This window comes from Trinickia caryophylli, assembly GCF_034424545.1.
Classification (GTDB): Bacteria; Pseudomonadota; Gammaproteobacteria; order Burkholderiales; family Burkholderiaceae; genus Trinickia; species Trinickia caryophylli.
Map to the genome: position 1 here is coordinate 4,140,682 of NZ_CP139970.1, position 24,113 is coordinate 4,164,794.

Annotated in this window: 14 protein-coding genes; 12 read left to right on the top strand and 2 right to left on the bottom strand. The window is 67.1% G+C overall.

What is annotated here, in order from left to right; genetic code table 11:
- The first annotated feature begins 17 nt into the window (after positions 1–17).
- From U0034_RS18650 to fhuB, 4 genes are all read left to right on the top strand, one after another.
- Complete coding sequence (locus U0034_RS18650) at positions 18–5,729, top strand: non-ribosomal peptide synthetase (protein ID WP_102623138.1); 5,712 nt, start codon at positions 18–20, stop codon at positions 5,727–5,729.
- A 233-nt stretch (positions 5,730–5,962) separates the two neighbouring features.
- On the top strand, positions 5,963–8,083 hold the full coding sequence (locus U0034_RS18655) for a TonB-dependent siderophore receptor (RefSeq protein ID WP_233212116.1): 2,121 nt from the start codon (positions 5,963–5,965) through the stop codon (positions 8,081–8,083).
- Complete coding sequence (locus tag U0034_RS18660; protein WP_233212115.1) at positions 8,083–9,123, top strand: ABC transporter substrate-binding protein; 1,041 nt, start codon at positions 8,083–8,085, stop codon at positions 9,121–9,123. The genes U0034_RS18655 and U0034_RS18660 overlap by 1 nt, the downstream gene beginning before the upstream one ends.
- On the top strand, positions 9,120–11,114 hold the full coding sequence (gene fhuB / locus U0034_RS18665; protein ID WP_085230794.1) for a Fe(3+)-hydroxamate ABC transporter permease FhuB: 1,995 nt from the start codon (positions 9,120–9,122) through the stop codon (positions 11,112–11,114). Before U0034_RS18660 ends, fhuB begins: the two co-directional genes overlap by 4 nt.
- Before the next feature lie 98 nt (positions 11,115–11,212).
- Here the strand turns inward: fhuB and proP are convergent, their stop codons facing one another.
- Complete coding sequence (proP, locus tag U0034_RS18670) at positions 11,213–12,658, bottom strand: glycine betaine/L-proline transporter ProP (RefSeq protein ID WP_102623136.1); 1,446 nt, start codon at positions 12,656–12,658, stop codon at positions 11,213–11,215.
- A 626-nt stretch (positions 12,659–13,284) separates the two neighbouring features.
- On the opposite strand from proP, the gene U0034_RS18675 reads away from it, so the two are divergent.
- The 7 genes from U0034_RS18675 (at position 13,285) to U0034_RS18705 (ending at position 22,219) form a co-directional block, all read left to right on the top strand.
- On the top strand, positions 13,285–14,559 hold the full coding sequence (locus U0034_RS18675) for a serine hydroxymethyltransferase (protein ID WP_085230792.1): 1,275 nt from the start codon (positions 13,285–13,287) through the stop codon (positions 14,557–14,559).
- 30 nt (positions 14,560–14,589) lie between these two features.
- Positions 14,590–15,561 (top strand): dipeptidase, encoded by a 972-nt coding sequence (locus U0034_RS18680; protein WP_085230791.1) that lies wholly within the window; start codon positions 14,590–14,592, stop codon positions 15,559–15,561.
- Between the two features lie 103 nt (positions 15,562–15,664).
- Positions 15,665–16,198, top strand: coding sequence for a DUF5943 domain-containing protein (locus tag U0034_RS18685; protein WP_085230790.1), 534 nt, complete (start codon positions 15,665–15,667; stop codon positions 16,196–16,198).
- A 52-nt stretch (positions 16,199–16,250) separates the two neighbouring features.
- Complete coding sequence (locus U0034_RS18690) at positions 16,251–18,314, top strand: NADH:flavin oxidoreductase (protein ID WP_085230789.1); 2,064 nt, start codon at positions 16,251–16,253, stop codon at positions 18,312–18,314.
- A 2-nt stretch (positions 18,315–18,316) separates the two neighbouring features.
- A complete protein-coding gene (locus U0034_RS18695; RefSeq protein WP_085230788.1) occupies positions 18,317–20,242 on the top strand; it encodes a (Fe-S)-binding protein in 1,926 nt (641 codons plus the stop codon).
- Positions 20,243–20,246: 4 nt separating this feature from the next.
- Positions 20,247–21,425 (top strand): electron transfer flavoprotein subunit alpha/FixB family protein, encoded by a 1,179-nt coding sequence (locus U0034_RS18700; RefSeq protein WP_085230787.1) that lies wholly within the window; start codon positions 20,247–20,249, stop codon positions 21,423–21,425.
- The gene (locus U0034_RS18705) at positions 21,422–22,219 is read left to right on the top strand and encodes a drug:proton antiporter (RefSeq protein ID WP_085230786.1); all 798 of its coding nucleotides are present in this window, start codon (positions 21,422–21,424) and stop codon (positions 22,217–22,219) included. Before U0034_RS18700 ends, U0034_RS18705 begins: the two co-directional genes overlap by 4 nt.
- Here the strand turns inward: U0034_RS18705 and U0034_RS18710 are convergent.
- Entirely contained in the window at positions 22,213–23,043 is an 831-nt protein-coding gene (locus U0034_RS18710; RefSeq protein ID WP_233212114.1) for a DODA-type extradiol aromatic ring-opening family dioxygenase, read from the bottom strand. The genes U0034_RS18705 and U0034_RS18710 overlap by 7 nt on opposite strands.
- 166 nt (positions 23,044–23,209) lie before the next feature.
- Here U0034_RS18710 and U0034_RS18715 point away from each other — a divergent pair, with 166 nt between their 5' ends.
- Positions 23,210–24,112 (top strand): LysR family transcriptional regulator, encoded by a 903-nt coding sequence (locus tag U0034_RS18715; protein WP_085230785.1) that lies wholly within the window; start codon positions 23,210–23,212, stop codon positions 24,110–24,112.
- Position 24,113: the final 1 nt, after the last annotated feature.

The window sequence follows — 24,113 nt, forward strand, 5'->3', positions numbered from 1 at the left end:
GGGGCACGACGGACGACATGTCGACCACGATCAAGAACGATGCGCCGGCCGGCGCGGCGAGCCAGGCACTGGCGATTTCGCTCAAGTACGCAGCACTACCGGCCGAGCGGCGCCGCCGATTTCGCGAGAGGGCACGCGAGCAGGGTATCGATCCATCGCGCTTGCCCATCGTGCCGCTGTTGCGGGATGGGGGCGAACGGGCGGACGAGGGGCTCGCTTATCCGCTTTCCGCCGCGCAGCAGCGGCTTTGGTTCTTGTGGAATCTGGACCCGTCGAACCCCGCCTATCATCTTTCGCGCGCGCTCCGGTTGACGGGCCAGCTCGACGTGCGGGCGTTGCGACGCGCTTTCGATCAGCTCGTGTCGCGGCATGGCGCGTTGCGCGCGCGCTTCGTGGAGCAAGGCGGCGTTCCGTTCCAGCGGATCGCGAACGAAGCGCGCTACGGCTGGCGCGAGCGCGTGCTCGACGATGGCGCGGCGCTCGCCGAAACATTGCGTGCCGCCGCGCGCGAGCCGTTCGACCTGACGGCGGGGCCGCTCCTGCGCGTCGAGCTTATCGCGCTCGGTGCCGGGCTTCATGTGCTGCACATCGTCACGCATCACATCGTCTCCGATGGTTGGTCGCAGTCGTTGCTCGTTCGCGAATTGGCCGCATTGTATGGTGCGGGGCTCGAAGGCGAAGACGCCGGGCTTCGCCGGTCGTTACCTCCCGTCGGGATGCATTTCGGCGACGTGACGGCATGGCAGGACGAGTGGCTTGACGGCGTTGCCGACGAAGCGCTTGCGTACTGGACGGCGCGGCTCGGCATCGAGCGGCCGGCGCTCGAACTTCCTTTCGATCGTCCGCGGCCGGCCGTGCGCGGTGCCGACGGCGGCCGCTGCAGCGTGGAGGTGGGCGCCACGCTTGGCGCAGCGCTGCGGGCGCTTGCGCGCCGGCGCGGCACGACACTTTTCACACTGATGCTGGGCGTCTATGCGGCGCTGCTTTACCGGTATGGCGGGCAAACCTGCATACGCATCGGCGTGCCGTCGGCCGGCAGGCAGCGGCGCGAGACCGAGCCGCTGATCGGCTACTTCGTGAATACGCTCGTCATCGAGGCGGACGTCTCGGGCGCCATGCCGTTCGACGTCTTGCTCGCTTCTTTGCACGCGCGCGTGCTCGAAGCCCAGGAGCATCAGAGCGTGTCGTTCGGGCGCGTGCTCGACGCACTTCACATCGAGCGCGATCTGGGCCGTTCGCCGTTGTTCCAGGTCATGTTCAATCTCGAACAGGCGACGAGCGAGGCATCGGTGGCCATGCCAGGGCTCGTCGTCCACGCCGAGAGCAGCGGCACCGGCACGGCGCGTTTCGACCTCGTGTTGAACGTGGTCGACGACGGACAAGGGCTCAGGCTGATGTTCAATTTCGCGACGGACGTGTTCAACCAGTCGACGGTGGAGCGATTGGCCCGGCAATACGAGGCGGTACTGGGGCAGTTGGCGGAGGACGGCGCGCGGCGCGTGGGGGAGTTGAAGCTGCCGGGCGAGGCGGGGCCGCATGCCGATGCGCCCATGGTGCGGTACCCGTTCGAATCGCTGGGCGCGGCGCTGGTGGCCCAGGCGCGGCGCACGCCGGATGGGGTGGCGGTGCGCTGCGAGGAGCGCGCGCTCAGCTACGGGCAATTGGAAGCGTGGTCGGCGTCGGTGGCATGGGAGCTGTCGTCGCGCGGGGTGGGTGCGGAGCAGCGGGTGGGGCTGTGTGTGCGACGCGGGCCGGAGTTGATCGCGGCGCTGTTGGGGGTGATCCGTTCGGGCGCGGCGTTCGTACCGCTGGACCCGGAGTATCCGGCGGCGCGGCTCGAGCAGATGATCGAGGATGCGGGCATCGAGCGAGTGGTGGCCGATGCGCACAGCGTGAAGCGGATGGGGCAGGTGCTTGCCGGCTGTGAGGTGGTGGAGGTGGGGCAGGCGTTCGACGCTGATGTCGATGTTGATGCTGCTTCCACTGCCGCTGTTGGCGTCGATGCCGATGCCGATGTAGCGGAAGCGGCGGATGCGGTGGCGGCCGGGGCGGGTGCAAGGCGGCGCACCGCATCGGGCTTCGCGGCGGCGGTGCACCCCGAGCAACTGGCGTACGTGCTGTACACGTCGGGCTCGACGGGTCGCCCGAAGGGCGTGGCGGTGAGCCACGGGTCGCTGTGGACACACCTGTGCGACTTTCTGTCGACGTACGGCATTGTCGAGGCCGACACGGTGCTGCACTCGTCGACGATCAACTTCGACGTGGCGCTGCACGAGACGCTGCCGGCGCTGCTGGTGGGCGCGACGGTGGAGATGCGCGGCGAGCAGCCGTGGGACCTGCAAAGCCTGAGCGATCGGCTGGTGAGGCGGCGGGTGACGTTCGCGCGGATTCCGACGGCGCTGTGGCAGCAGTGGCAGCGGCATGCGCCGGCGCGCGAGACGCTGAGTTTGAGGCAGGTGACGGTGGGCGGGGAGGCGTTGCCGGGCGATGCATTGGCGCGGTGGCGGCAGGGTCCGTTGTCGGACATCCGGCTGGACAACCTGTACGGACCGACGGAGACGACGATCGCGGCGCTGTACCGCCAGACCCAGGCGTCGGACGGGCAGGAGGTGACGGTGCCGATCGGGCGGCCGTACCCGGGGCGCACGGCGCGGGTGGTGGATGCGTTCGGCGACGAGGCGCCGGTGGGCGGGCTGGGCGAGCTGTGCATCGGCGGGCCGACGGTGGCGCGTGGGTACCTGGGCCGAGCGGGGCTGACGGCGGAGCGGTTCGTGCCGGACGAGCGTGGCGAGCCGGGGGCGCGGCAGTACCGAAGCGGGGATTTGTGCCGCATGCGGGAGGACGGCACGGTGGCGTTCCTGGGTCGGCTGGACCAGCAGGTGAAGCTGCGTGGGCAGCGCATCGAGTTGGGGGAGATCGAGGCGGTGCTGCGTCGGTGCGAGGGAGTGCGCGAGGCGGCGGTGATCGTGGCGGGCGAGGGGGAGAAGCGCCGGCTGGCGGCGTACGTGTCCGGGCAGGTGGAGGAGGCGGCGGTGCAGGCGGAGTTGGAGAGCCGGCTGCCGGGGTACATGGTGCCGTCGTCGTTGACGGTGCTGGAGAGGCTGCCGTGGATGCCGAACGGCAAGCTGGACAAGGCGTCGCTGCCGGGGCCGCGGGAGGGGAGTCGGGAGCGGGTGGAGGCGTCGAACGAGACGGAGGCGGTGCTGCTGTCGATCTGGTCGGCGGTGCTGGGTCGCGACGATCTGGGGGTGACGGAGAACTTCTTCGAGGCGGGTGGGGATTCGATCCAAAGCCTGCAGATCATAGCGAAGGCGAGGCAGGCGGGGCTGAAGCTCACGCCGCGGCAGGTGTTCGAGCATCCGACGGTGGCGGCGCTGGCGCAGCGAGCGCAGCGGCTGGCGCCGCAGGCGGAGGAAGCGGTGGAGGAGGAGGGCGAGGCGCTGCCGCTGACGCCGATTCAGCAGTTGTTCTTCGAGCGCTACCCGCAAGGGGAGTCGCACTGGAACCAGTCGGTGCTGTTGAAGGTGCGGGGGCGGTTGGAGGTGAAGGCGCTGGAGGCGGCGGTGGTCTCGCTGAGCGCGCGGCACGATGCGCTGCGGCTGAGGTTCGAGAGACAGGGCGAGGGCTGGAAGCAGGTGGCGCGCGGGGTGGGGGAAGCCGGCGCTCGGGCGCAGACGGAAGCCCCAGCGGAAGCCCCAGCGGAAGCCCCACGCCCAACCACAGCGGGGCTGGTTCGCCACGAGCGGTTGTCGTCGCTATCGGAACTGGAAGGGGCGTGCGAGCGGATCCAATCGAGCCTGGACATCGAGCGCGGCCCGATCTGGCGCGTGGGCTACTTCGAGGCGCCGGAGGGAGAGACGCGGCTGCTGATCGCGATTCACCATCTGTCGGTGGACGGGGTGTCGTGGCGGGTGCTGCTGGAGGAACTGCAGACGGCATACGAGCAGGCCGAACGGGGCGAGGCGGTGGTGCTGCCGGCGGGCTCGACGCCCTGGCGCGCGTGGGTACGCGCGCTCATGCGCTATGCGCGGTCCTCCGAACTCACGCACGAACTGGCGTGGTGGCAAACCGCGCTCGACGCGCCGGCGCTGCGTGCCGGTCCGCTTTTTCCGGCCCGATCGCCGCGTCCGCAGCCGCAAAAAACATTGCGCACGAATCTTTCTGCCGATCTCACGGCGGCGCTGCTGCGCGAAGCGCCTCGTGCGTACCGTCTGCGCGTCGACCAGGTGCTGCTCGCCGCGCTGGCCCGTGCCGTGTGCGATGTCGCCGTGCGCGACGAGGTGCTGATCGAGCTGGAAGGCCATGGCCGTGAGGACCTCATCGAAGGCGTCGACCTGAGCCGCACGATCGGATGGTTCACGACGCAGTATCCGCTCGCGGTGCCGGGCGCCTGCGCCTCGCCGGCCGACGCACTGCGGCGTGTGCACGAACGTCTTGCGACGGTACCCCGGCGAGGGTTCGGCTGGGGGCTGCTGAGCCGATGCGCGGACGAGCCGGCCCGGGCGGCGCTCGATGCCCTGCCGGTGCCGGAGATCGGGTTCAATTATCTCGGCCGCTTCGAGCAGACGTTTCGCGCGACCGCGCGCTTCAGCTTCGCGAGCGAACCCTCGGGCGCGACGATCGCCGAGCACGCGCGCATGCCCGATCGCGCGCTCGACATCAACGGCTGGGTAGCCGGCGATTCGCTCTCGCTCAGTTGGGGTTACGCGCCGCAATTCGTCAGCGACATGCTGGCCGAGCGCATCGTGGCCGCCTTCGAGCGAACGCTTTCCGAGTTGCTCGATCATTTGAGCGTGGCGCAGACGCCGTCTCTCGACGCGGCCGACGCCAAGGTCAAGCTGCCGGCGGTTCCCGCCACCCTCGAAGCGCAGGCGGTGCGCGACGACGTGGCCGCGAGCTGGGCGGCGCGCGCCGTCTATGAGGCCGCATTGCCGGCGCCTTCGGCTCATGCACTCGCGAGCTGGTTCGCACGCCGACGTGCGGCGATCTCCTCCAACGCGGCGCAGCCCGTCGTGCCGGCACAATCGGACCTCCTGCTGCCGGCCGTCCCGCTCAATGCGCTGGGGGCGCCCGTGACGCTCTTCGGACTGCCTCCGGGCTACGGGATGGTGGGGGAATACCGCTCGCTGGCGCAGGCGCTCAATGGACGCGTCACGCTCATCGCGCTGCAGGCGCCCGCCTTGCGCGGCGCGCCGTGGCATGGCGGAACCTTCGAGGCGCTGGCCGAGTACTTCGCCGGCTGCATCGACGCACTGCAGCCGGGCGGGGAATGCGCGCTCATCGGCTGGTCGTTCGGCGGTCGGCTCGCGGTGGCGATCGCCGAGCATTTCGAGCGTCGAGGCCGGCGCCTTTCGTTCGTCGGGATCGTCGATACGGCCACGTCCTGGGACGACGGCCCGGAGCCGCCGGCCGCCGCGCACGACGCCCAAGGTGCGTTCGACGAGACGGCGGTGACGCACGCCGGACCATCGCTGCTGAGTGCGGCGTTCGCGGCCGATGCGATGCATGCCGCACTGATGGCCCGCCACACGCTGCCTCGCATCGCTGCCGACCTGCACGTCTGGCGCGCGTTGCGCACGAGGCATACGCGGCGCCGGATGGACTGGGAGCGGCACACGGCCGGGCAAGTGGGCTGGTTCGACGTCGACGCGACTCATACAAGCATCGTTCACCACCCCGCACTGAGCGCGCAGATTCTGCGCGCGCTGGGCGCAGACCGGGCGCGATAACGAAGCGCCATGCCTACAAACCGCTGACATCGGAGATTTCATTGATTTAATGAGAGTGATTTGCGTTTACATTCTTATTTGATTTTGAGAATATTTCGCGACTATCAAGATCGCGGACATCGAACGGGGATCGACGAGTAATGGAACCAGGAAGAAACGAGCAGGGCTCGCGGGCATCGGCCGGGCGCGAAGCGCACCATCGTCCGCGGCTGCGGCCTATTTGCGCGGCGCTGATGCTGGCCACGGCTGCTGCCGGCGCGCAGGCGCAGGGCGAGGGGGCGGCCACCGCCGAGGCATCGTCCGACGCGAAAGTGCTGCCGGCCGTGACCGTGCGGGCGCAGTCGTTGCAGGCGCCGGACGGTCCGGGCGTGGGCTATGTCGCCAAGCGCTCGAAGACGGGTACGAAGACCGATTCGGATCTGCTGACGAACCCGCAGAGCGTGTCCGTGATCACGCGCCAGCAGATGGACGACCAAGGCGCGCAAACCGTCGATCAGGCGCTGCGCTACACCCCCGGCGTCTATACGCAGGATGGCACCGATATCCGCTTCGACCAGATCTACGGGCGCGGTTTCGCGCTCGACTCGTACCTTGACGGGCTGCGCCTTTACCAATCGCCGCGCTTCGCCACGCCGCGCATCGATCCTTACTTCATCGAGCGAATGGAGGTGCTGCACGGCCCGGCATCGGTGCTGTACGGCCAAGGCAGTCCGGGCGGCCTCGTGAGCTACGTGAGCAAGCTGCCGACCGAGACGCCTTATCACGAAGTGATGATGCAGATCGGCAACCACGGCAACTACCAGCTCGGCTTCGATTTCAGCGGTCCCGTCGACAAGGACGGCAAGGTCCTCTATCGGATCACGGGGCTTGGCCGCACCTCCGAAACGCAGGTGAGCGAGATCAAGGACCAGCGTATCGCCATCCAGCCGTCGGTCACGATCCGCCCTGACCGTAACACGACGTTCACGCTGCAAGGCAGCTTCCAGCGCGATCCGAACGGGGGGCTCTTCAATCCCGTGCCGGCGGGCGCCACGCTCTTTTACAACCCGAACGGCCGTCTCGGGCCCGATCGATACTTCGGCGATCCCGACCGGGACGGCATGCATCGCACGCAATACTGGTTCGGCTATCAGTTCGAGCATGCGTTCAACGACACGTTCAGCGTGTCGCAGCATGTGCGCTACCTGCATATCGACGATCACTACTACCAGACCTCGGTCACGAGCGCGCTCGCGGCCAACCGGCGCACCGTGTCGATGTGGGCGAACGTCGACAACGAGCATTACACGCAGTTCGAAGTCGATACGCACGCCCAGGCAAAATTCGCGACCGGCAGCGTGGCGCACACGGTGCTTTTCGGCGTCGACTATCAGCGTTCCATGCTGGGCGACACCGAAGGAAACGGGGTGGTCGGCACGGTCGATCTCTACAACCCGAACTTCGCGGCGCTGCCCACTCAGCAGGCGAATACCCGGCTCGATTATTCGTTGAGCCAGGTCGGCGTCTACGCGCAGGACGAGGCGCGCTGGCGCAAATGGGTACTGACGTTCGGCATACGCGAGGATTGGACGGGCGGCAACCAGCAGACGCGGTCGCTGACGACCGGCAGCTCCACGATCTATCACTCGAACAACCATGCGTTCACGTGGCGGGCAGGCCTTGCCTATCAGTTCGACAGCGGTATTGCGCCGTACGTGAGCTACGCGAAGTCGTTCCAGCCCGTGCTCGGCGCTACCTATGCGGGCGCGCCATTCTCGCCGACGACGGGCAAGCAGTTCGAAGTAGGCGTGCGCTATCAGCCGCACTGGTTCGACGGCTACTTCTCGCTTGCCGCCTTCAACCTGACGCAGAACAACGTCTCGGTGGTCGATCCGGCGCACGCGGGCTTCGTCGTTCAGACGGGCCAGATCCGCTCGCGCGGGATCGAGTTCGAAGCCCATGCGAACGTGACCGAAGAGCTGAAGCTCGTGGCTTCGTACGCGTTCATCAATCAGGTCGTAACGGCGAGCACCGCCTCGACGGGCAACTACGGCAAGCGTCCGACGATCGCCCCGCGCAACACGGCGGCGCTTTGGGCCGACTACACGTTCCATCGCGGGCCGCTGCGCAACTTCGGGCTCAGCTCGGGCGTGCGCTACATGAGCAGCTCGGCCGGCGATGCGGCCAACACGTTTACGGTGCCTGGGCGCGTGCTCTTCGATGTCGGCGCGCATTACGACATCCAGAACTGGCGTCTGTCGCTCAACGTGGCCAACCTCTTCAATCGCGAGTACATCTCGTACTGCACGTCGTCGTCGGTGTGCTATTGGGGGGCTACGCGTACCGTGCTCGGAACGGCGCGTTACCAGTGGTGATGGAGCGCTCGGAGTTCGTCGCGGCGCACGGCGCCGATGCGCCGGCTGGGCCGTCTTCTTCGATGGCGCCGGCCGGCGCCGGCTTCAGTCGCCGCAGGCGCGAAGCGCTCGTGCGGCTGGCTGCAACCGCCGCGGCGCTCGCCACGCCCGCGGCTGCCGGGTGGGCGCGCGCCGCCGGGCTCGCTTCGCCCGGCAGCGACGCCGCGCCGGCCCGATCCTACGGCGCCTCGCCCATCGCTTCGCCGCAGCGAATCGTCGTGCTCGACTGGCCGCTCACCGAAGTGGTCCTGTCGATCGGTGTGGTGCCGGTGGGCGTTTCCCGGCCGCCGTGGTACAGAATGCTCGCTGGCGATCCTCCGCTGCCGGCTGCCGTCGTCGATACGGGGCTACTCTATCAGCCGAACTTCGAAGTGATCGCGGCGCTCGAGCCCGATCTGATCGTCGTGACGCCGTGGCACGCACCGCTCATGGGCCTGTTGCAGCGGATCGCGCCGACTTGCGTCGTGCCGCTTTTCGCGCCGGGCCGCGATGTCTATGCGGCCGTGCGCGCCGGTACGCACGAGCTGGCGCAGCGGCTCGGCCGGACTGCTGCGGCCGATGCGCTCGTCGCGCGCGCCGATGCGAGCGTGCGGGAAGCCTCGCGGCGGCTGGCGGGATTTCGCGCGACGCGGCGGCCCGTCTATCTGCTGCATCCGGTGGACGACCGCCATCTCTCCGTATTCGGTCGCAACAGCCTTTTCGGCGGCGTGCTGGCACAGCTCGGTATCGAGAACGCATGGCAGGGCACCGCCGATGCGCAAGGTGCGGCCAGCGCGGATCTCGCGTCGCTCGCCCGCAATGCGGATGCCGAAGCCGTCGTCATCGGGTTGCCGCCCGGACTCGCGGCACAGCTCGCCCAAAGCCCGCTCTGGCGGGCACTGCCGTTCGTGCGGCACGGCCGGGTGCGGCAGATCGCGCCGCTGCCGGCCCTCGGCGGCCTCGTGACGTCCATGCGCTTTGCAAGCGGTCTCGCGCAGGCCCTACAGGGAGTCACTACTTGAACCGTTCCACGACGGCCATGGGCGCGAGCGGCACGCCGCGCGCCTGGTACTTCGCCACGCTGCTCGTAATTGCCGCGGTCGCGCTCGGCGTCCACACGCTGTCGGCGCAATTGCCCCTTGCTCAGTGGCCCGGGATCGTCTTCGCTGGCGACGGTGCGTCACTGGCGCAACTCGTAGCCCGCTACGGCTGGCTGCCGCGCCTTTTCGTCTCGCTGATCGCGGGCGCCTCGCTGTCGCTTGCCGGCGTCGTTTTCCAGCAGGTGCTGCGCAACCCGCTCGCCGAGCCGTTGACGCTCGGAGTCTCGGCCGGCGCTTACCTCGCGCTCACGGTGGCGTCCATCGTCGTACCGGCGCTCGCGTTCGACGTGCGCTTCGCCATTGCGTTCGGCGGGTCCGCGCTCGCCATGCTGACGACAGTGGCACTGACATGGCGCAAGGGCTTTGCCGCGGTGTCGGTCGTGCTCGCGGGCATGATCGTGAATCTCTATTGCGGCGCGCTTTCCGTGCTGCTCACGATCGTCTTCGAGCGTTCGCTCACCTCGGTTTTCATCTGGGGCGGCGGGTCGCTCGTGCAAGGCGGCTGGAGTACCGTCAACTGGCTCGCGCCGCGCGCGCTCGCGTGCGGCGTCGGCGCAGCACTGCTCGTTCGGCCGCTTACGTTGTTTTCGCTCGACGATCGCAGCGCACGGCAACTGGGCCTTTCGATCGCCTGGGCGCGTTTCGCGGCGCTCGGCATTGCCGTGTTGACGAGCGCGTTCGTGACGAGCGCCGTCGGCGTCATCGGCTTCATCGGACTCGGCGGGCCCGCGCTCGCGCGCGCGATGGGCGCGCGCACGCTGCGCGAACAGTTGCTCTGGGCGCCGTTCGCGGGCGCGATGCTGCTCACGCTCGCCGATCAGATCGTGCAGTGCCTGCCGGGGTTGCTCGGCGAAGTGTTGCCCACGGGGGCCGTGACCGGACTGCTCGGCGGCCCGTTGCTGCTCTGGATGCTGTATCGCCTGCGCGTGCACGGGCCGCGTCCGGCGTCCGCCGAGAGCGAGCCGAAGCGTCGCTCGACACGCGCGGCCGCGTTGATGCTCGGCGGCCTGTTGGCGATCGCCGTCGTGGCCTCCTTGCGATTTTCCATGTCGATGCATGGTTGGGAATGGAGCAGCGCTGCGCAATGGGCACACGTTGCGTTTTGGCGCGTCCCGCGGCTTGTCGCTTCGCTCGGGGCGGGCGTGATGGTCGCGCTCGCGGGCACGCTGTTGCAGCGGGTGACGGGCAACCCGATGGCGAGCCCGGACCTGCTCGGCGTGAGCGGCGGGGCGATGCTCGGCATGCTCGTGGCGGCGGTGGCGGTCGGCCCGTCCACGCCGGCGTTGCTCGCGGGCGCGGCGGCGGGCGCCGCGATTTGCCTGGTCGCGCTCTTCGCGCTCGGCCGGCGCAGCGGTTTCGCGCCCGAGCATCTGTTGCTGGCGGGCATTGCGATCAGCGCCCTGTCGCAATCGGTCGTGGTGCTGGCCACCGCCAGCGGCGGGGCCTACGCCAGCGTATTGCGCGCCATGCTGTACGGCTCGACGTACGCCGTTTTGCCGACGACGGCTATCGCCGTCACCGCGAGTGCGGTTCTCGGGACCATTGCAGCATTCCTGGGGGCGCGATGGCTCGATATCCTGCCGCTCGGCGCGAACGTCTCCGACGCCCTCGGCGTGCGCACGCGCGACGTCCGGCTCCTGCTGCTCGCCATCGCGGCGGGCCTGACCGCGGGCGCTACGGTCGTGATCGGGCCGATGTCGTTCGTCGGACTCATGGCACCGCATCTGGCTCGCCTCATGGGATTCTCGCGGGCCCGCGCGCAGATGCTCGTCGCCGCGCTCCTCGGCGCGCTGCTGATGGTGCTTTCGGACTGGCTCGGCCGCAACGTCGTGTTTCCTCAGCAGATGCCGGCCGGCATTCTCGCGACCCTCATCGGCGGCCCCTATTTGATGTGGCTGCTGCGGCGCCATTGAGGCTGCGTTGCCGCCAGGTTGCCCAAGGCAACACCGGCGTCCCGCGTCGCTCGAGGCAGCGCGAATCATGCACGCATCAGGCACGCATCATGCACGCATCAAGCACGTTCTTCGATCGCGCCCGACACTTCGCTGCCGTGGTGGCGGCGTGTGTCGGCGCGCATGCCGGTGACCCCGGCGTGTCCGGCAATGCAGGGAGCCGAGCCCGGCAGCGGCCTGCGGGCCGTTTCGCGCAGCGTCAGCACGGAGACGATCCCGATCGCGGATGCCCCCATCAGGTAATAGGCCGGCGTCATCAGGTTGCCGGTGCGATCGATCAGCCACGCGGTGACGAGGGGCGTCGTCCCGCCAAAAAGCGACACGGAAACATTGAACCCGATGGCGAGTGCGCTGTAACGGATCCGCGTGGGAAAGAGCGCCGGCAACGCAGCCGGCATCGCACCCGTGAACGTCGAAAGCAGCGCGCCGAGAATCAGCATGCCACCGAACACCGGCACTACCGACGCCGTGCGGATCAGTTGCAGTGCCGGAATCGACAAGAGCAGAAAGCCCACGCAGCCGAGCAGCAATACCGGTTTGCGTCCGATTTCATCGGACAGATGCCCCGCGAAGAGCGTCATCGGCATCATCAATACCATCACGAGCAGCACGAGAAAGAGGCCATGTGCTTCGTTGAAGCGGAGCGTGGCCGAGAGATAGCTCGGCAGATACGACAGCGCCATATAGTCGGCCACGTTGAAGATCAGCACGAGGCCCACGCACTGGAGCATGGGTTTTTTCTGCCGCGCGAGCAACTCGACGAAGCCTTGCTTTGGCCGTGACCGCTCTTCCGCTTCGCGGGCCAGTGCTTCCTTTTGGAAGGCGGGCGTTTCCTCCAGCTTCGTCCGGATATATAGGCCGACGAGCCCGAGCGGGCCCGCAACGAAAAACGGCACGCGCCAGCCCCATGAGAGCAGTGCGTCTTGAGGCAGCAGCGCCGTGAGCGCCGCGACCGTGCCCGCGCCGAGCACATAACCGATCAGCGTGCCGAATTCGAGAAAGCTGCCGGCGAAACCGCGACGGCGATCCGTCGCGAACTCGGCGATGAACGTGGCCGCGCCGCCATACTCGCCGCCGGTCGAGAATCCCTGTACGAGTCGGGCGACGAGCAGCAAGGCCGGCGCGAGCACGCCGATTCGCTCGTAGCTCGGGATCAGGCCGATCGCGAACGTACCCGAGGCCATCAGGATCATCGTCATGGCGAGCACGCGCTGGCGGCCGATCTTGTCGCCGAGCGGGCCGAATACCATGCCGCCGATCGGGCGCACCAGAAACGCGGCGGCGAACGTGCCGAACGTGGCAATCAACTGCGCCGAGGGGCTGCTCGACGGAAAGAACACTTTGCCGAGGGTGACGGCGATATAGCTATATACGCCGAAGTCGAACCACTCCATGGCGTTACCGAGCGCCATCGCACCGACAGCGCGCTTGAGAAGCGTGCTGTCGACGATGGTGACGTCGGCCGCGCGGGTGCGCGAAATGGAAGACGGGTTGTGACTTGCGATGCTCTTGTGCGAACGAGGCAATCGATACTCTCCTGAAGTTGCACGGCGAAGCGCCAGAGTGGGAAAGGCACCGGGTCGGACCTGCAAATGAGCCGGCGTGCGGGGCAGCAGAGGGCGGGGGGAGGATGCCGTGCCGCGCGGCGCGGACGGCGGGAGATCGCCGACGATGGAGGCCGGCGTGCCCTGCTGAGCGAAATCGTTCGGCGCAAGTTTACCGATGCACGGCGCAAAAGGCTACCTTTGGCGCGCCCGGACACCAGTCGCGGACCGCAACGGCGTAATCGGGGAGCAATGAACGGACGGCGAAAGGCCCGCGCGCTTGCGGCGCCGCTTTTCACGCGCGAGACTGGCGAACGCCGGACTGGGCGCCGCCCCGGCGTTCGCTCCGATGGCCCCGGGGGGCGTCGGCACACCCGGATCGCGGGGAGCGCGTATCGGACGATTCACTTATGCAAAATGGACGCGGATGGCGGAAATAGAAAAGAACGCGTCTCTATTCGTACATCGGCACGATTTCCGGAAGACAAGAATAGAGGGGTCGGCAGCCATGGTCTGGCGCCGCTGAAAGCCAGACCAGGCGGGTCTTTGCACTCGACACAGCTATCCCCAATCGTCACGGACGCCCTATGTCGAATACTCAGGATTTCTTCTCGCAGCCCTTGGCGCAGCGCGACGCGCCGGTCAAGAGCGCCATTCTCAAAGAGCTCGAGCGGCAGCAGTCGCAGGTGGAGCTGATCGCGTCGGAAAACATTGTTTCGCGCGCGGTGCTCGAAGCGCAGGGCTCGGTGCTGACCAACAAGTATGCCGAGGGCTATCCGGGCAAACGTTACTACGGCGGCTGCGAGTTCGCCGACGAAGTCGAATCGCTCGCGATCGAGCGCATCAAGCGGCTCTTCAATGCCGGATTCGCGAACGTGCAGCCGCATTCGGGGGCACAGGCGAACGGATCCGTCATGCTGGCGCTGGCCAAGCCGGGCGATACGGTGCTCGGCATGTCGCTCGACGCGGGCGGTCATCTGACGCACGGCGCGAAACCGGCGCTGTCCGGCAAATGGTTCAACTCGGTGCAGTACGGCGTGAGCCGCGACACGATGCTGATCGACTACGATCAGGTCGAGGAACTCGCGCAGCAACACAAGCCGAGCCTCATCATCGCCGGCTTCTCCGCCTATCCGCGCAAGCTCGATTTCGCGCGCTTTCGCGCGATCGCCGACAGCGTGGGCGCCAGGCTCATGGTCGACATGGCCCATATCGCCGGCGTGATCGCGGCGGGGCGGCATTCGAATCCGGTCGAGCATGCGCACGTCGTCACCTCGACCACGCACAAGACGCTGCGCGGCCCGCGCGGCGGGTTCGTGCTGACCAACGACGAAGACATCGCTAAGAAGATCAACTCGGCCGTCTTCCCGGGCCTGCAAGGCGGCCCGCTGATGCACGTGATCGCGGGCAAGGCCGTGGCCTTCGGCGAGGCCCTCGAAGACGGCTTCAAGACCTACATCGACAACGTGCTGGCCAACGCGCGGGCACTCGGCGAAGTGCTCAAGGACGGCGGTGTCGATCTCGTGACGGGCGGCACGGACAACCACTTGCTGCTCGTCGATCTGCGGCCGAAGGGGCTGAAAGGCACGCAGGTCGAGCAGGCGCTCGAGCGGGCCGGGATCACCTGCAACAAGAACGGCATCCCTTTCGACACCGAAAAGCCGACGGTCACGTCGGGCATTCGTCTCGGCACGCCCGCTGCAACCACGCGCGGCTTCGGCGTGAGCGAGTTCCGAGAAGTGGGGCGCCTGATTCTCGACGTGTTCGATGCGCTGCGCACCCACCCCGAGGGCGACCACGCTACCGAGCAGCGCGTACGCCGCGAGATCTTCGCGCTTTGCGAGCGCTTTCCGATTTACTGACCCGACCGACCACGCGCGCTGGAGCGATCAATGAGCACACTGCATCAGGACAGCATCATCATCGACGGCCTGAACATCTCGAAGTTCGAGCGGTCGGTGTTCGAAGACATGCGAAAGGGCGGCATCACGGCCGCGAACTGCACGGTCTCCGTCTGGGAAAACTTCACGAAGACCGTCGACAACATCGGGCTGATGAAAAAGCAGATTCGCGATAACGGCGAACTGCTCACGCTCGTGCGCACGACCGACGACATCCTGCGTGCAAAGAAGGAAGGCAAGACCGGCATCATTCTCGGATTCCAGAACGCGCATGCGTTCGAGGACAACCTCGGCTATATCGAAGCGTTCGCCGACATGGGCGTGCGTGTCGTCCAGCTTTGCTACAACACGCAGAACCTCGTGGGTACGGGCTGCTACGAGCGCGATGGCGGGCTTTCCGATTTCGGACGCGAAGTGATCACAGAGATGAACCGGGTCGGGATCATGGTCGACCTGTCGCATGTGGGTGGCAACACGTCTTCCGAGGCCATCGCCTTTTCGAAGAAGCCCGTTTGTTACTCCCATTGCCTGCCCTCGGGCCTCAAGGCGCACCCGCGCAACAAGAGCGACGAACAGCTCAAGGAGGTCGCCGATGCAGGCGGCTTCGTCGGCGTGACGATGTTCGCGCCGTTCCTGAAGCGCGGCATCGACGCCACCGTCGAAGACTACATCGAAGCGATCGACTACGTCGTCAATCTGATCGGCGAAGACGCCGTGGGCATCGGCACCGACTTCACGCAGGGCTACAGCGTGGACTTCTTCGACATGCTCACGCACGACAAGGGCCGCTACCGGCGCCTCACGAATTTCGGCAAGGTGGTCAACCCGGAGGGGATTCGCACGATCGGCGAGTTTCCGAACCTGACCGCGGCCATGGAACGCGCCGGATGGAAGGCGTCGCGCATCCGCAAGATCATGGGCGAGAACTGGGTGCGTGTGTTCAAGGACGTCTGGGGCGCGTGAGCCACGCCCGAGCCATATCCGAGAGCCTGCGCATAGAAGGCATAGAACGACAACGAGCCGCGCGACGATACGCGCGGCAGGTCCCCCCCACGGAGAAATCACCATGCAACCGCAACTGCCGATCGACGTCGACCCCGATACCGGCGTCTGGACCACGGACGCATTGCCCATGCTCTACGTGCCGCGGCATTTCTTCACGAACAACCATGTAGCCGTCGAAGAGGCGCTGGGCCTGGAGGCGTATGCCGAGATTCTTTACAAAGCCGGCTACAAGTCCGCGTATCACTGGTGCGACAAGGAAGCGAAGCTGCACGGCATCGGCGGGATGGCGGTCTTCGAGCACTACCTGAAGCGCCTGTCGCAGCGTGGCTGGGGGCTCTTTTCGATTCGCGAAGCGGATCCGTCCACGGCGCGCGCACGCATCGAGCTGCGCCATTCGTCGTTCGTGCTCGCGCAGCCCGGCAAGGAAGGCAAGCTGTGCTACATGTTCGCGGGGTGGTTCGCAGGCGCGATGGACTGGGTCAACGATACGACGCCGCAAGGCAAGGGCGCGCCGCGCGCCCAATCGAAGGAAGTGCAGTGCGCAGCCGAGCACCACGATTACTGCGTCTTCGAGGTTTCGCCGATCGCTCACTGACGGCCGCCGATATTCGCCACACGAGACATACGAACGCCAGAGGTCGTCTGCGATGCGCTACCCCCATTTGTTCAAGCCCCTTCAGCTCAATCAGCTGACGCTGCGCAACCGCATCGTCAGTACCGCGCATGCGGAAGTCTATGCCGAGCCGGGCGGTCTGCCGGGTGACCGCTACATTCGCTATTACGAAGAGAAGGCAAAGGGCGGCGTGGGCCTGGCCGTGTGCGGCGGCTCGAGCCCCGTGTCGGTCGACAGCCCGCAGGGCTGGTGGAAATCGGTGAATCTGTCGACCGACAAGATCATCGACCCGTTGTCGCGCCTGGCCGAAGCCATGCATCGTCACGGCGCGAAGATCATGATCCAGGCGACGCACATGGGGCGCCGCTCGGCGTTTCACGGCGAGCACTGGCCGCATCTGATGTCGCCGTCGGGCGTGCGCGAGCCGGTGCACCGCGGCAACGCGAAGATCATCGAAGTGGAGGAGATCCGCCGCATCATTGCCGATTTCGCCGCCGCGGCGAAGCGCGTGAAGGAAGCGGGGATGGACGGCATCGAGATCTCGGCCGCGCACCAGCATCTCATCGATCAATTCTGGAGCCCGCGCACGAACTTTCGCACCGACGAGTGGGGCGGCAGCCTGGAGAACCGGCTGCGCTTCGGCGTGGAGGTGCTCAAAGCGGTGCGCGAGGCCGTGGGCCGCGATTTCTGCGTCGGCCTGCGGATGTGCGGCGACGAATTTCACGAGGACGGTCTGGATCACGAACAACTGAAGGAGATCGCGCAGGCGATGTCCGAGACGGGCCTCATCGATTATCTGGGCGTGATCGGCTCCGGGGCCGATACGCACAACACGCTCGCGAACTGCATGCCGCCGATGGCGCTGCCGCCCGAGCCTTTCGTGCACCTCGCGGCCGGCATCAAGTCGGTCGTCAAGATTCCGGTCATGCACGCTCAAAGCATCCGTGATGCGGGGCAGGCCGAGCGACTGCTCGCGAACGGCATGATCGACCTCGTCGGCATGACGCGTGCGCAGATCGCCGATCCGCACATGGTCATCAAGATCCGCGACGGCCGCGAAGACGAAATCAAGCAGTGCGTGGGCGCAAACTACTGCATCGATCGCCAGTACAACGGCCTCGACGTTCTTTGCGTGCAGAACGCGGCAACCTCGCGCGAGGCGACGATGCCGCACGTCATCGAGAAGTCGCGCGGCCCGAAGCGCAAGGTGGTGGTGGTCGGTGCGGGCCCCGCGGGCCTCGAGGCGGCGCGCGTCGCGCGCTCGCGCGGCCATGACGTCGTGCTGTTCGAGAAGAACGCCGAGGTGGGCGGCCAGATCATGCTGGCCGCGAAGGCGCCGCAGCGCGAACAGATGGCCGGTATCGTCCGCTGGTTCGACATGGAGACGAAGCGCCTCGGCGTCGACCGGCGCCTCGGCGTTGCCGCCGACGAAAAGGCGATCATGGCGGAAAAGCCGGATATCGTCGTCCTCGCAACGGGAGGGCGCGCATTCTCCGATCAGGTGCCCGGCTGGGGCGTGGCCGACGGGCTTGCCGTCAGCTCGTGGGATGTGCTTTCGGGCCGGGTCGAGCCGAAGGGCAACGTGCTCGTCTACGACGGCGTCAGCACCCATGCGGGCGCGGGCGTGGCCGACTTCATCGCGAGCCGTGGCTCGAAGGTCGAGATCGTGACGCCCGACGTCAAGGTGGCCGACGATTGCGGCGGCACGACGTTCCCGATCTTCTATCGGCGCCTTTACGCGCAGGGCGTGATCCATACGCCGAACTACTGGCTCGATCGCGTCTACGAGGAAGACGGCAAGAGGATCGCTGTCCTGCGCAACGAGTACACGGAAGAGATCGAGGAGCGTGCCGTCGATCAGGTCGTGATCGAAAACGGCTCGACGCCGAACGACGCGCTCTACTGGAAGCTCAAGCCGGAATCGGTGAACCGCGGGCAGGTGGACGTGCACAAGCTCTTCGCGGCCGAGCCGCAGCCGTGCCTCTCCGAAACCCTCGGCAATGGCCGCTTCCTGCTGTTCCGGGTGGGCGACTGCATCTCGATGCACAACATCCATGGCGCGATCTACGACGCGCTGCGCCTCGTGAAGGATTTCTGACGATGAATCCGGCCTTTCTGATCACCGCGTTGCTGTGGCTGTCAGTGGCGGGCCTCGCCTTCGCCGTGGCGAAGCGCTCGTCGTACTGGCGTCTCGGGCGGGCGACCGCACCCGGTGCTTTCGGCATGTCGAATCTGTTCGCCATTCCGAAACGCTACTTCGTCGATCTGCATCACGTCGTCGCGAGAGATCCCTACATCGCGAAGACGCACGTGGCCACGGCCGGGGGCGCCATTGCGGCGCTGGCGCTCGTGTTCGTCAACTATGGGCTGGCGGTGTATTCGCCGCTGCTCGACAAGCTGATTTTCCTGGCCGCGCTCGCGATGTTGGTCGGGGCCGTCTTCGTCTGGCGCCGCCGTCACGCGAAGAACGTGCCTGCGCGGCTCTCGCGCGGCCCCTGGAACACGCTGCCCTGGCTGCTCGGCTCGTTTGCGCTCGGCCTCGTGCTGTTCACGCTCGTGCCGGCCGCGACGATGTCGGGCGCGTTCGCTGTGCTTTGCGCCGTGCTGATCGGCGCAGGGGCGTTCGCAATGACGTTCGGCGCCGCGAAGGGCGGGCCGATGAAGCATGCGGTCGCCGGCCTGCTGCATCTCGCCTTTCATCCGCGCCAGGAGCGCTTTGCGGCCGCGCGCGATACCGGCGCCCGCACGGGCACGGCCACGCCGCCGACGGCGCTCAAGCCGGCCGACGTCGAGCACGACGAGTATGGCGTCGCCAAGCCCGTCGAGTTCCGCTGGAATCAGTTGCTGAGCTTCGACGCCTGCGTACAGTGCGGCAAGTGCGAGGCGGCGTGCCCCGCGTTCGCGTCGGGCCAGCCGCTCAATCCGAAGAAACTCATTCAGGATCTCGTCGTCGGCATGGCCGGCGGCACCGACGCGGCGTATGCGGGCAGCCCGACGCCCGGCATTCCCGTCGGCCGGCATGGCGGCGAGCCGAACGGTCCGATCGTCTCGGGTCTCGTCGAAGCGCAGACGCTCTGGTCCTGCACGACCTGCCGCGCCTGCGTGCAGGAGTGCCCGATGCTGATCGAGCACGTCGATGCGATCGTCGACATGCGCCGCAACCAGACACTCGTGCACGGAACGGTGCCCGGCAAGGGCCCCGAGGTGCTCGCGAATCTGCGCGAAACGGGCACGGCCGGCGGCTACGACAAGGCGGCGCGCTACGACTGGTCGGTGGATCTGAACGCGCCCGTCGCACAACCGGGCAAGGCGGTCGATGTGCTGGTGGTAGCCGGCGAGGGCGCGTTCGACATGCGCTACCAGCGCACGCTGCGCGCGCTCGTCAAGGTGCTCAACAAGGCCGGGGTGGACTACGCGGTGCTCGGCGGCGAGGAGACGGATACGGGCGACGTGGCGCGCCGTCTCGGCGACGAGGCAACGTTTCAGCGCATGGCCCGACAGATGATGGGCACGCTGTCCGCCCTGAGCTTCAAGCGCATCGTCACAGCCGATCCGCACGTGATGCACAGCCTGCGCAACGAGTACCGCGCCCTCGGCGGCCGTTACGAGGTGCTTCACCATACGACGTTCCTTGCGGAACTGGCCGCGATGGGCCGCATCGCGCCGAAGGCCGTCGAGGCGCTGCGCGAGAAGCGCACGACCTATCACGATCCGTGCTACCTGGGCCGCTATAACGGGGAGACCGACACGCCGCGCAACCTGCTCAAGACGATCGGCATTCAGGTGGTGGAGATGGAGCGCCACGGCATGCGTGGCCGATGCTGCGGCGGGGGAGGCGGCGCGCCGCTCACCGATATTCCCGGCAAGCAGCGCATTCCGGATATCCGCATAGCCGATGCGCGCGCGATCGGCGCCGAGGTGGTGGCCGTCGCGTGTCCGAACTGCACGGCGATGCTGGAGGGCGTGGTCGGCCCGCGTCCCGACGTTCTCGACGTGGCCGAACTTGTGGCCGCCTCGCTGGAGTGAATCGATGAGCACGATAAAACGAATCGATCCGCGCCGTCCGTTCGTCGTCACGGCAGCGGGTATCAAGCGCATCACGCTCGGTGAGATCGGTGAGATCGGCAACGCCGACGATGCGGGCATGGCGCACTCGTATGCGCAAGGTCATGCGGCGGCAGCGAAGCCGCGCCGGTTGACCGGCGCGTGCCGGCATCTCGCGCTCGTCGTCGCGCACAGCGAGCGCGGCTCGCTCGACGAACACACGCGTCAGACGATCGCCGCCGCCGCGTTGCTGGCCGATGCCGAGACCGGGGTCGCCTTGCTCGTCTTCGGCGAACTGAAGGACGACGCGGCGGCGCTCGGCGTCGACAGATTGATCGAACTGGCCGAGTTCGACCGTCGTATGTTCGCGCCGGAAAGCGAACTGCAGGCGCTGCTCGCCTGCGCGTCGGCGCTCTCGCCCACGCGCGTGTTCATGCCCGACAACGCGACCGGGGACGGCGATCTCGGCCGTCGTTACGCAGCCGCCGTGGGCGCGAGCGCGGCGACCCACGTTGTCGAGATCGATGCGCGGCATGTGAGTGCCTACGTGTATGCGAAGCGCGCGTTCGCGAAGCGGGCGCTGCCCGACGTGATTCTGCTCGCGCAGAATGCCGTCGAGGCGAAGCTGCCCTTCGTCGGGGCAGGCGAGCGTCTCGCCGCGGATTTCGTGCGGCCTGCGAGTCACGCCGCGCAGCGCTGCCGGGATCTGGGCATCGAGGAGATCGATGCCGCACAAGTGGCGCTCGAGGAAGCCGATTTCATCGTCTCGGCCGGCAACGGCGTAACCGATGTCGCGGCGTTCGAACGGCTCGCGGGTGCGTTCGGCGCGGCCATCGGCGCGAGCCGTGTCGCCGTGGACAATGGCCACTTCACGCGCGACAAGCAGGTCGGCGCGACGGGAAAGACGGTTGAGGCGAGCGTCTACATCGCGTTCGGCATTTCGGGCGCGGTGCAGCATTTGCAAGGTATCAAGGATTGCCGGCACGTGATCGCGGTGAACCTCGACGGCAGTGCGCCGATCGCCAAGCGAGCGAACCTGACCGTCGTCGGCGATGCGCAGGCAACGATCGCCGCCCTGATCGACGCGGTGCAGGCCGCCCGCTCGACACGCGGGCAAACGTCACAGGTTGCCGAGGTACCCCATCTCGCAGGAGTTGCCGCATGAACAGCCCCCCCCGCTTGCAGCGTATCGCCGTGCTTGTCTCGACAGGGCGGCATCCCGTCAGCGGTGCGCCGCGCTACAGCCGAAACGATGCGGCGGCGCTCGAAATCGGCCGGGACCTTGCCGAGCGGCAGGGCGCCCGGCTGGAGGTGATTCATGCCGGTGACGCCCGGGACCCGGCGGTGGCGGAATATCTGGCGCTCGGCGCGAGGCAAGTCGATGTGATCGCCTGCGGCGAGGGCGACGATGCGGCCGCCATGCTGGCCGCGCGCGTGCAAGGTTACGACCTCGTATTGACCGGAACGCGGGCCGAGGGTGCATTCGACAGCGGCATGCTGCCGTACCGTGTGGCCGCCGCGCTCGGCTATCCGCTCGTCTGTGCCGCGGTCGACGTCGGTACCGACGCGGCAGCGGGCCGCGCCCAGGTTCGTCAGTTCCTGCCCAAGGGCTTGCGGCGGCGCGTCGAGGTGGTATTGCCCGCGGTCATCGCCGTGCATCCGCTCGCGAGTGCCACGCCACGCTACGCATACGCGCGCCTGCGCGCGGGGGCGGTGCAGCCAGTACAAGCCGAGCGCCGTGCGGATGCGGACGCGGACGCGACGGCGTGGACGGTCGGCCCGATCGAGCGCAAGCCCGTGAAACTGGTGGCCGCCGAGAAGCGCTCGGGGCACGCCCGGATGCTTTCGGCGACGACGACCGAGAGCCGCGGCGGACAACTCGTCACCGAGGGTGGCCCGGTCGAAAAAGCGCAGACGATTCTTGCCTATTTGCGCGAACACCAGCTCATCGACTATTGAGCGGCTGACGGCGGCGCGCCGAAGCGAAAACTCGACGCCGTGAGTCCGCCCATGAAATCGGTCTGGTGATAGGTGGTCGCGCCAGCCTCGTGCCATGCAGCGCCCACGACGACCATGAGCGGAAGCAGATGGTCCTCACGCGGGTGCGCGAGGCGCGCGCACGGCGCGTCCTGCCATGCGAGGAGGCGCTGGGCACGCTCGTCGGGCGACGCGTGAACCAGCGTTTGCTGCAGCCACGCGTCGAATTTCCGGGACGGCTCGTATCCGCTCGTGCCACGCATGATCCGCAGATTGTGAAAGCTGAGGCCGCTGCCGAGGATCAGTACGCCTTCGTCGCGCAGCGGCGCCAACGCCCGGCCGGCCTCGAGATGCAACATGGGATCGAGCCCGGTGTCGAGAGACAGTTGAACCACGGGAATGCTTTCGTCCGGATAAAGCGGCTTTATCACGCTGAAGGTGCCATGATCGAAGCCGCGTGCCGGATCCGGCCGGGCATCGATGCCGCCCGCGCGGAGCAGATCCTGTACGCGCCGCGCAAGCTCCGGCGAGCCGGGAGCGCCGTACCGGATGTGATAGAGATACTCGGGAAAGCCGTAATAGTCGTAGACCATCCCCGGGTTCGCGCCCGACGAGACGGCAAAGCCCGTTTCTTCCCAGTGGCCTGAAATCACGAGCACCGCTTTGGGCGCATCGCCGAGTTCGGCGCGCATTTCGGCCAACGATCGTTCGAGTTCGGCGAAATTGTTGCGAAACTCGCCGGTCATGTAGGGCCACGGGCCGCCGCCGTGGCTGATGAAATAAGTTGGAAGCCTGGATTCGGTCACTTTTCGGTCCACCTGTGCGTTCCGGTTGGCAAGGCGCTGCGCTTCTCGAAGCGCCGGCACGGGCCGGCCTGTGTGTACGCAGCCTGTTTCCGGAAGCATCGCGGTTTTCTGCGGGTTGATCAACGCGCGTTGAGTTGATGCGTCGTTTCGTATATGTTGACGAACCATGGATACGATGACGAGCTTGCGCGTGTTTTGCACGGTGGCCGAATTGAAGAGCTTCTCCGCCGCGGCGAAGCGGCTGGATCTCTCCACGGCGATGGTGAGCAAACATGTGATTCATCTGGAAGGGCGTGTCGGCAACCGGTTGCTGAACCGGACGAGCCGCCACGTGAGTCTGACCGAGGCCGGCGCGCTTTATTTCAACCAGGCGAAGCAGGCGCTCGAAGGGCTCGACGAAGTCGAGGCGGCCATCAGCAACGTCACGATGACGCCGCGGGGCACCCTCAAGCTCAGCGCGCCGGTGTGGGTGGCCAGCACCCGCTTCATCCGGAAGCTGGCCGAATATAACCGGCGCTATCCCGATGTCTGCCTGGATATGGATCTGAGCGGGCGCATCGTGAATCTCGTCGACGAGGGATTCGATCTGGCCTTGCGCGCCATGACCAGCGACCGGCTCGATCCCGGCCTCGTGGCGCGCCCACTGATGCCGATCGAGTTTTGTCTCATGGCGTCGCCCGAGTATCTGAAGCGTACCGGTCGCCCGAAAAGCGTTGCCGACCTCAATGGCCATGCATTGCTGCGCTACAGCGCAATGGGCGGCACCAGCGGCATGACGCTCGACACGCAGGAGGGCCGGCAGACCGTGACCTTCCGCACCGTGATGCAAAGCGAGAACGAAACGATCCTGCATCTGGCGGCGCTCGAAGGCATGGGCCTCGTCTTTCTGCCGACATGGATGGCTCAGCCCGATGTGGCGGCAGGGCGGCTACAGATGGTGTTGCCCGAGACGCTGAAGATCGACACGATGCTCCACGCCGTCTATCCGAGCCGGAAGTTCCTGTCCGCCAAGGTCCGCACGTTCGTGGACTTTCTCGCTTCGCAGGCGCCGTCGGACGTCGGCGCCTGAT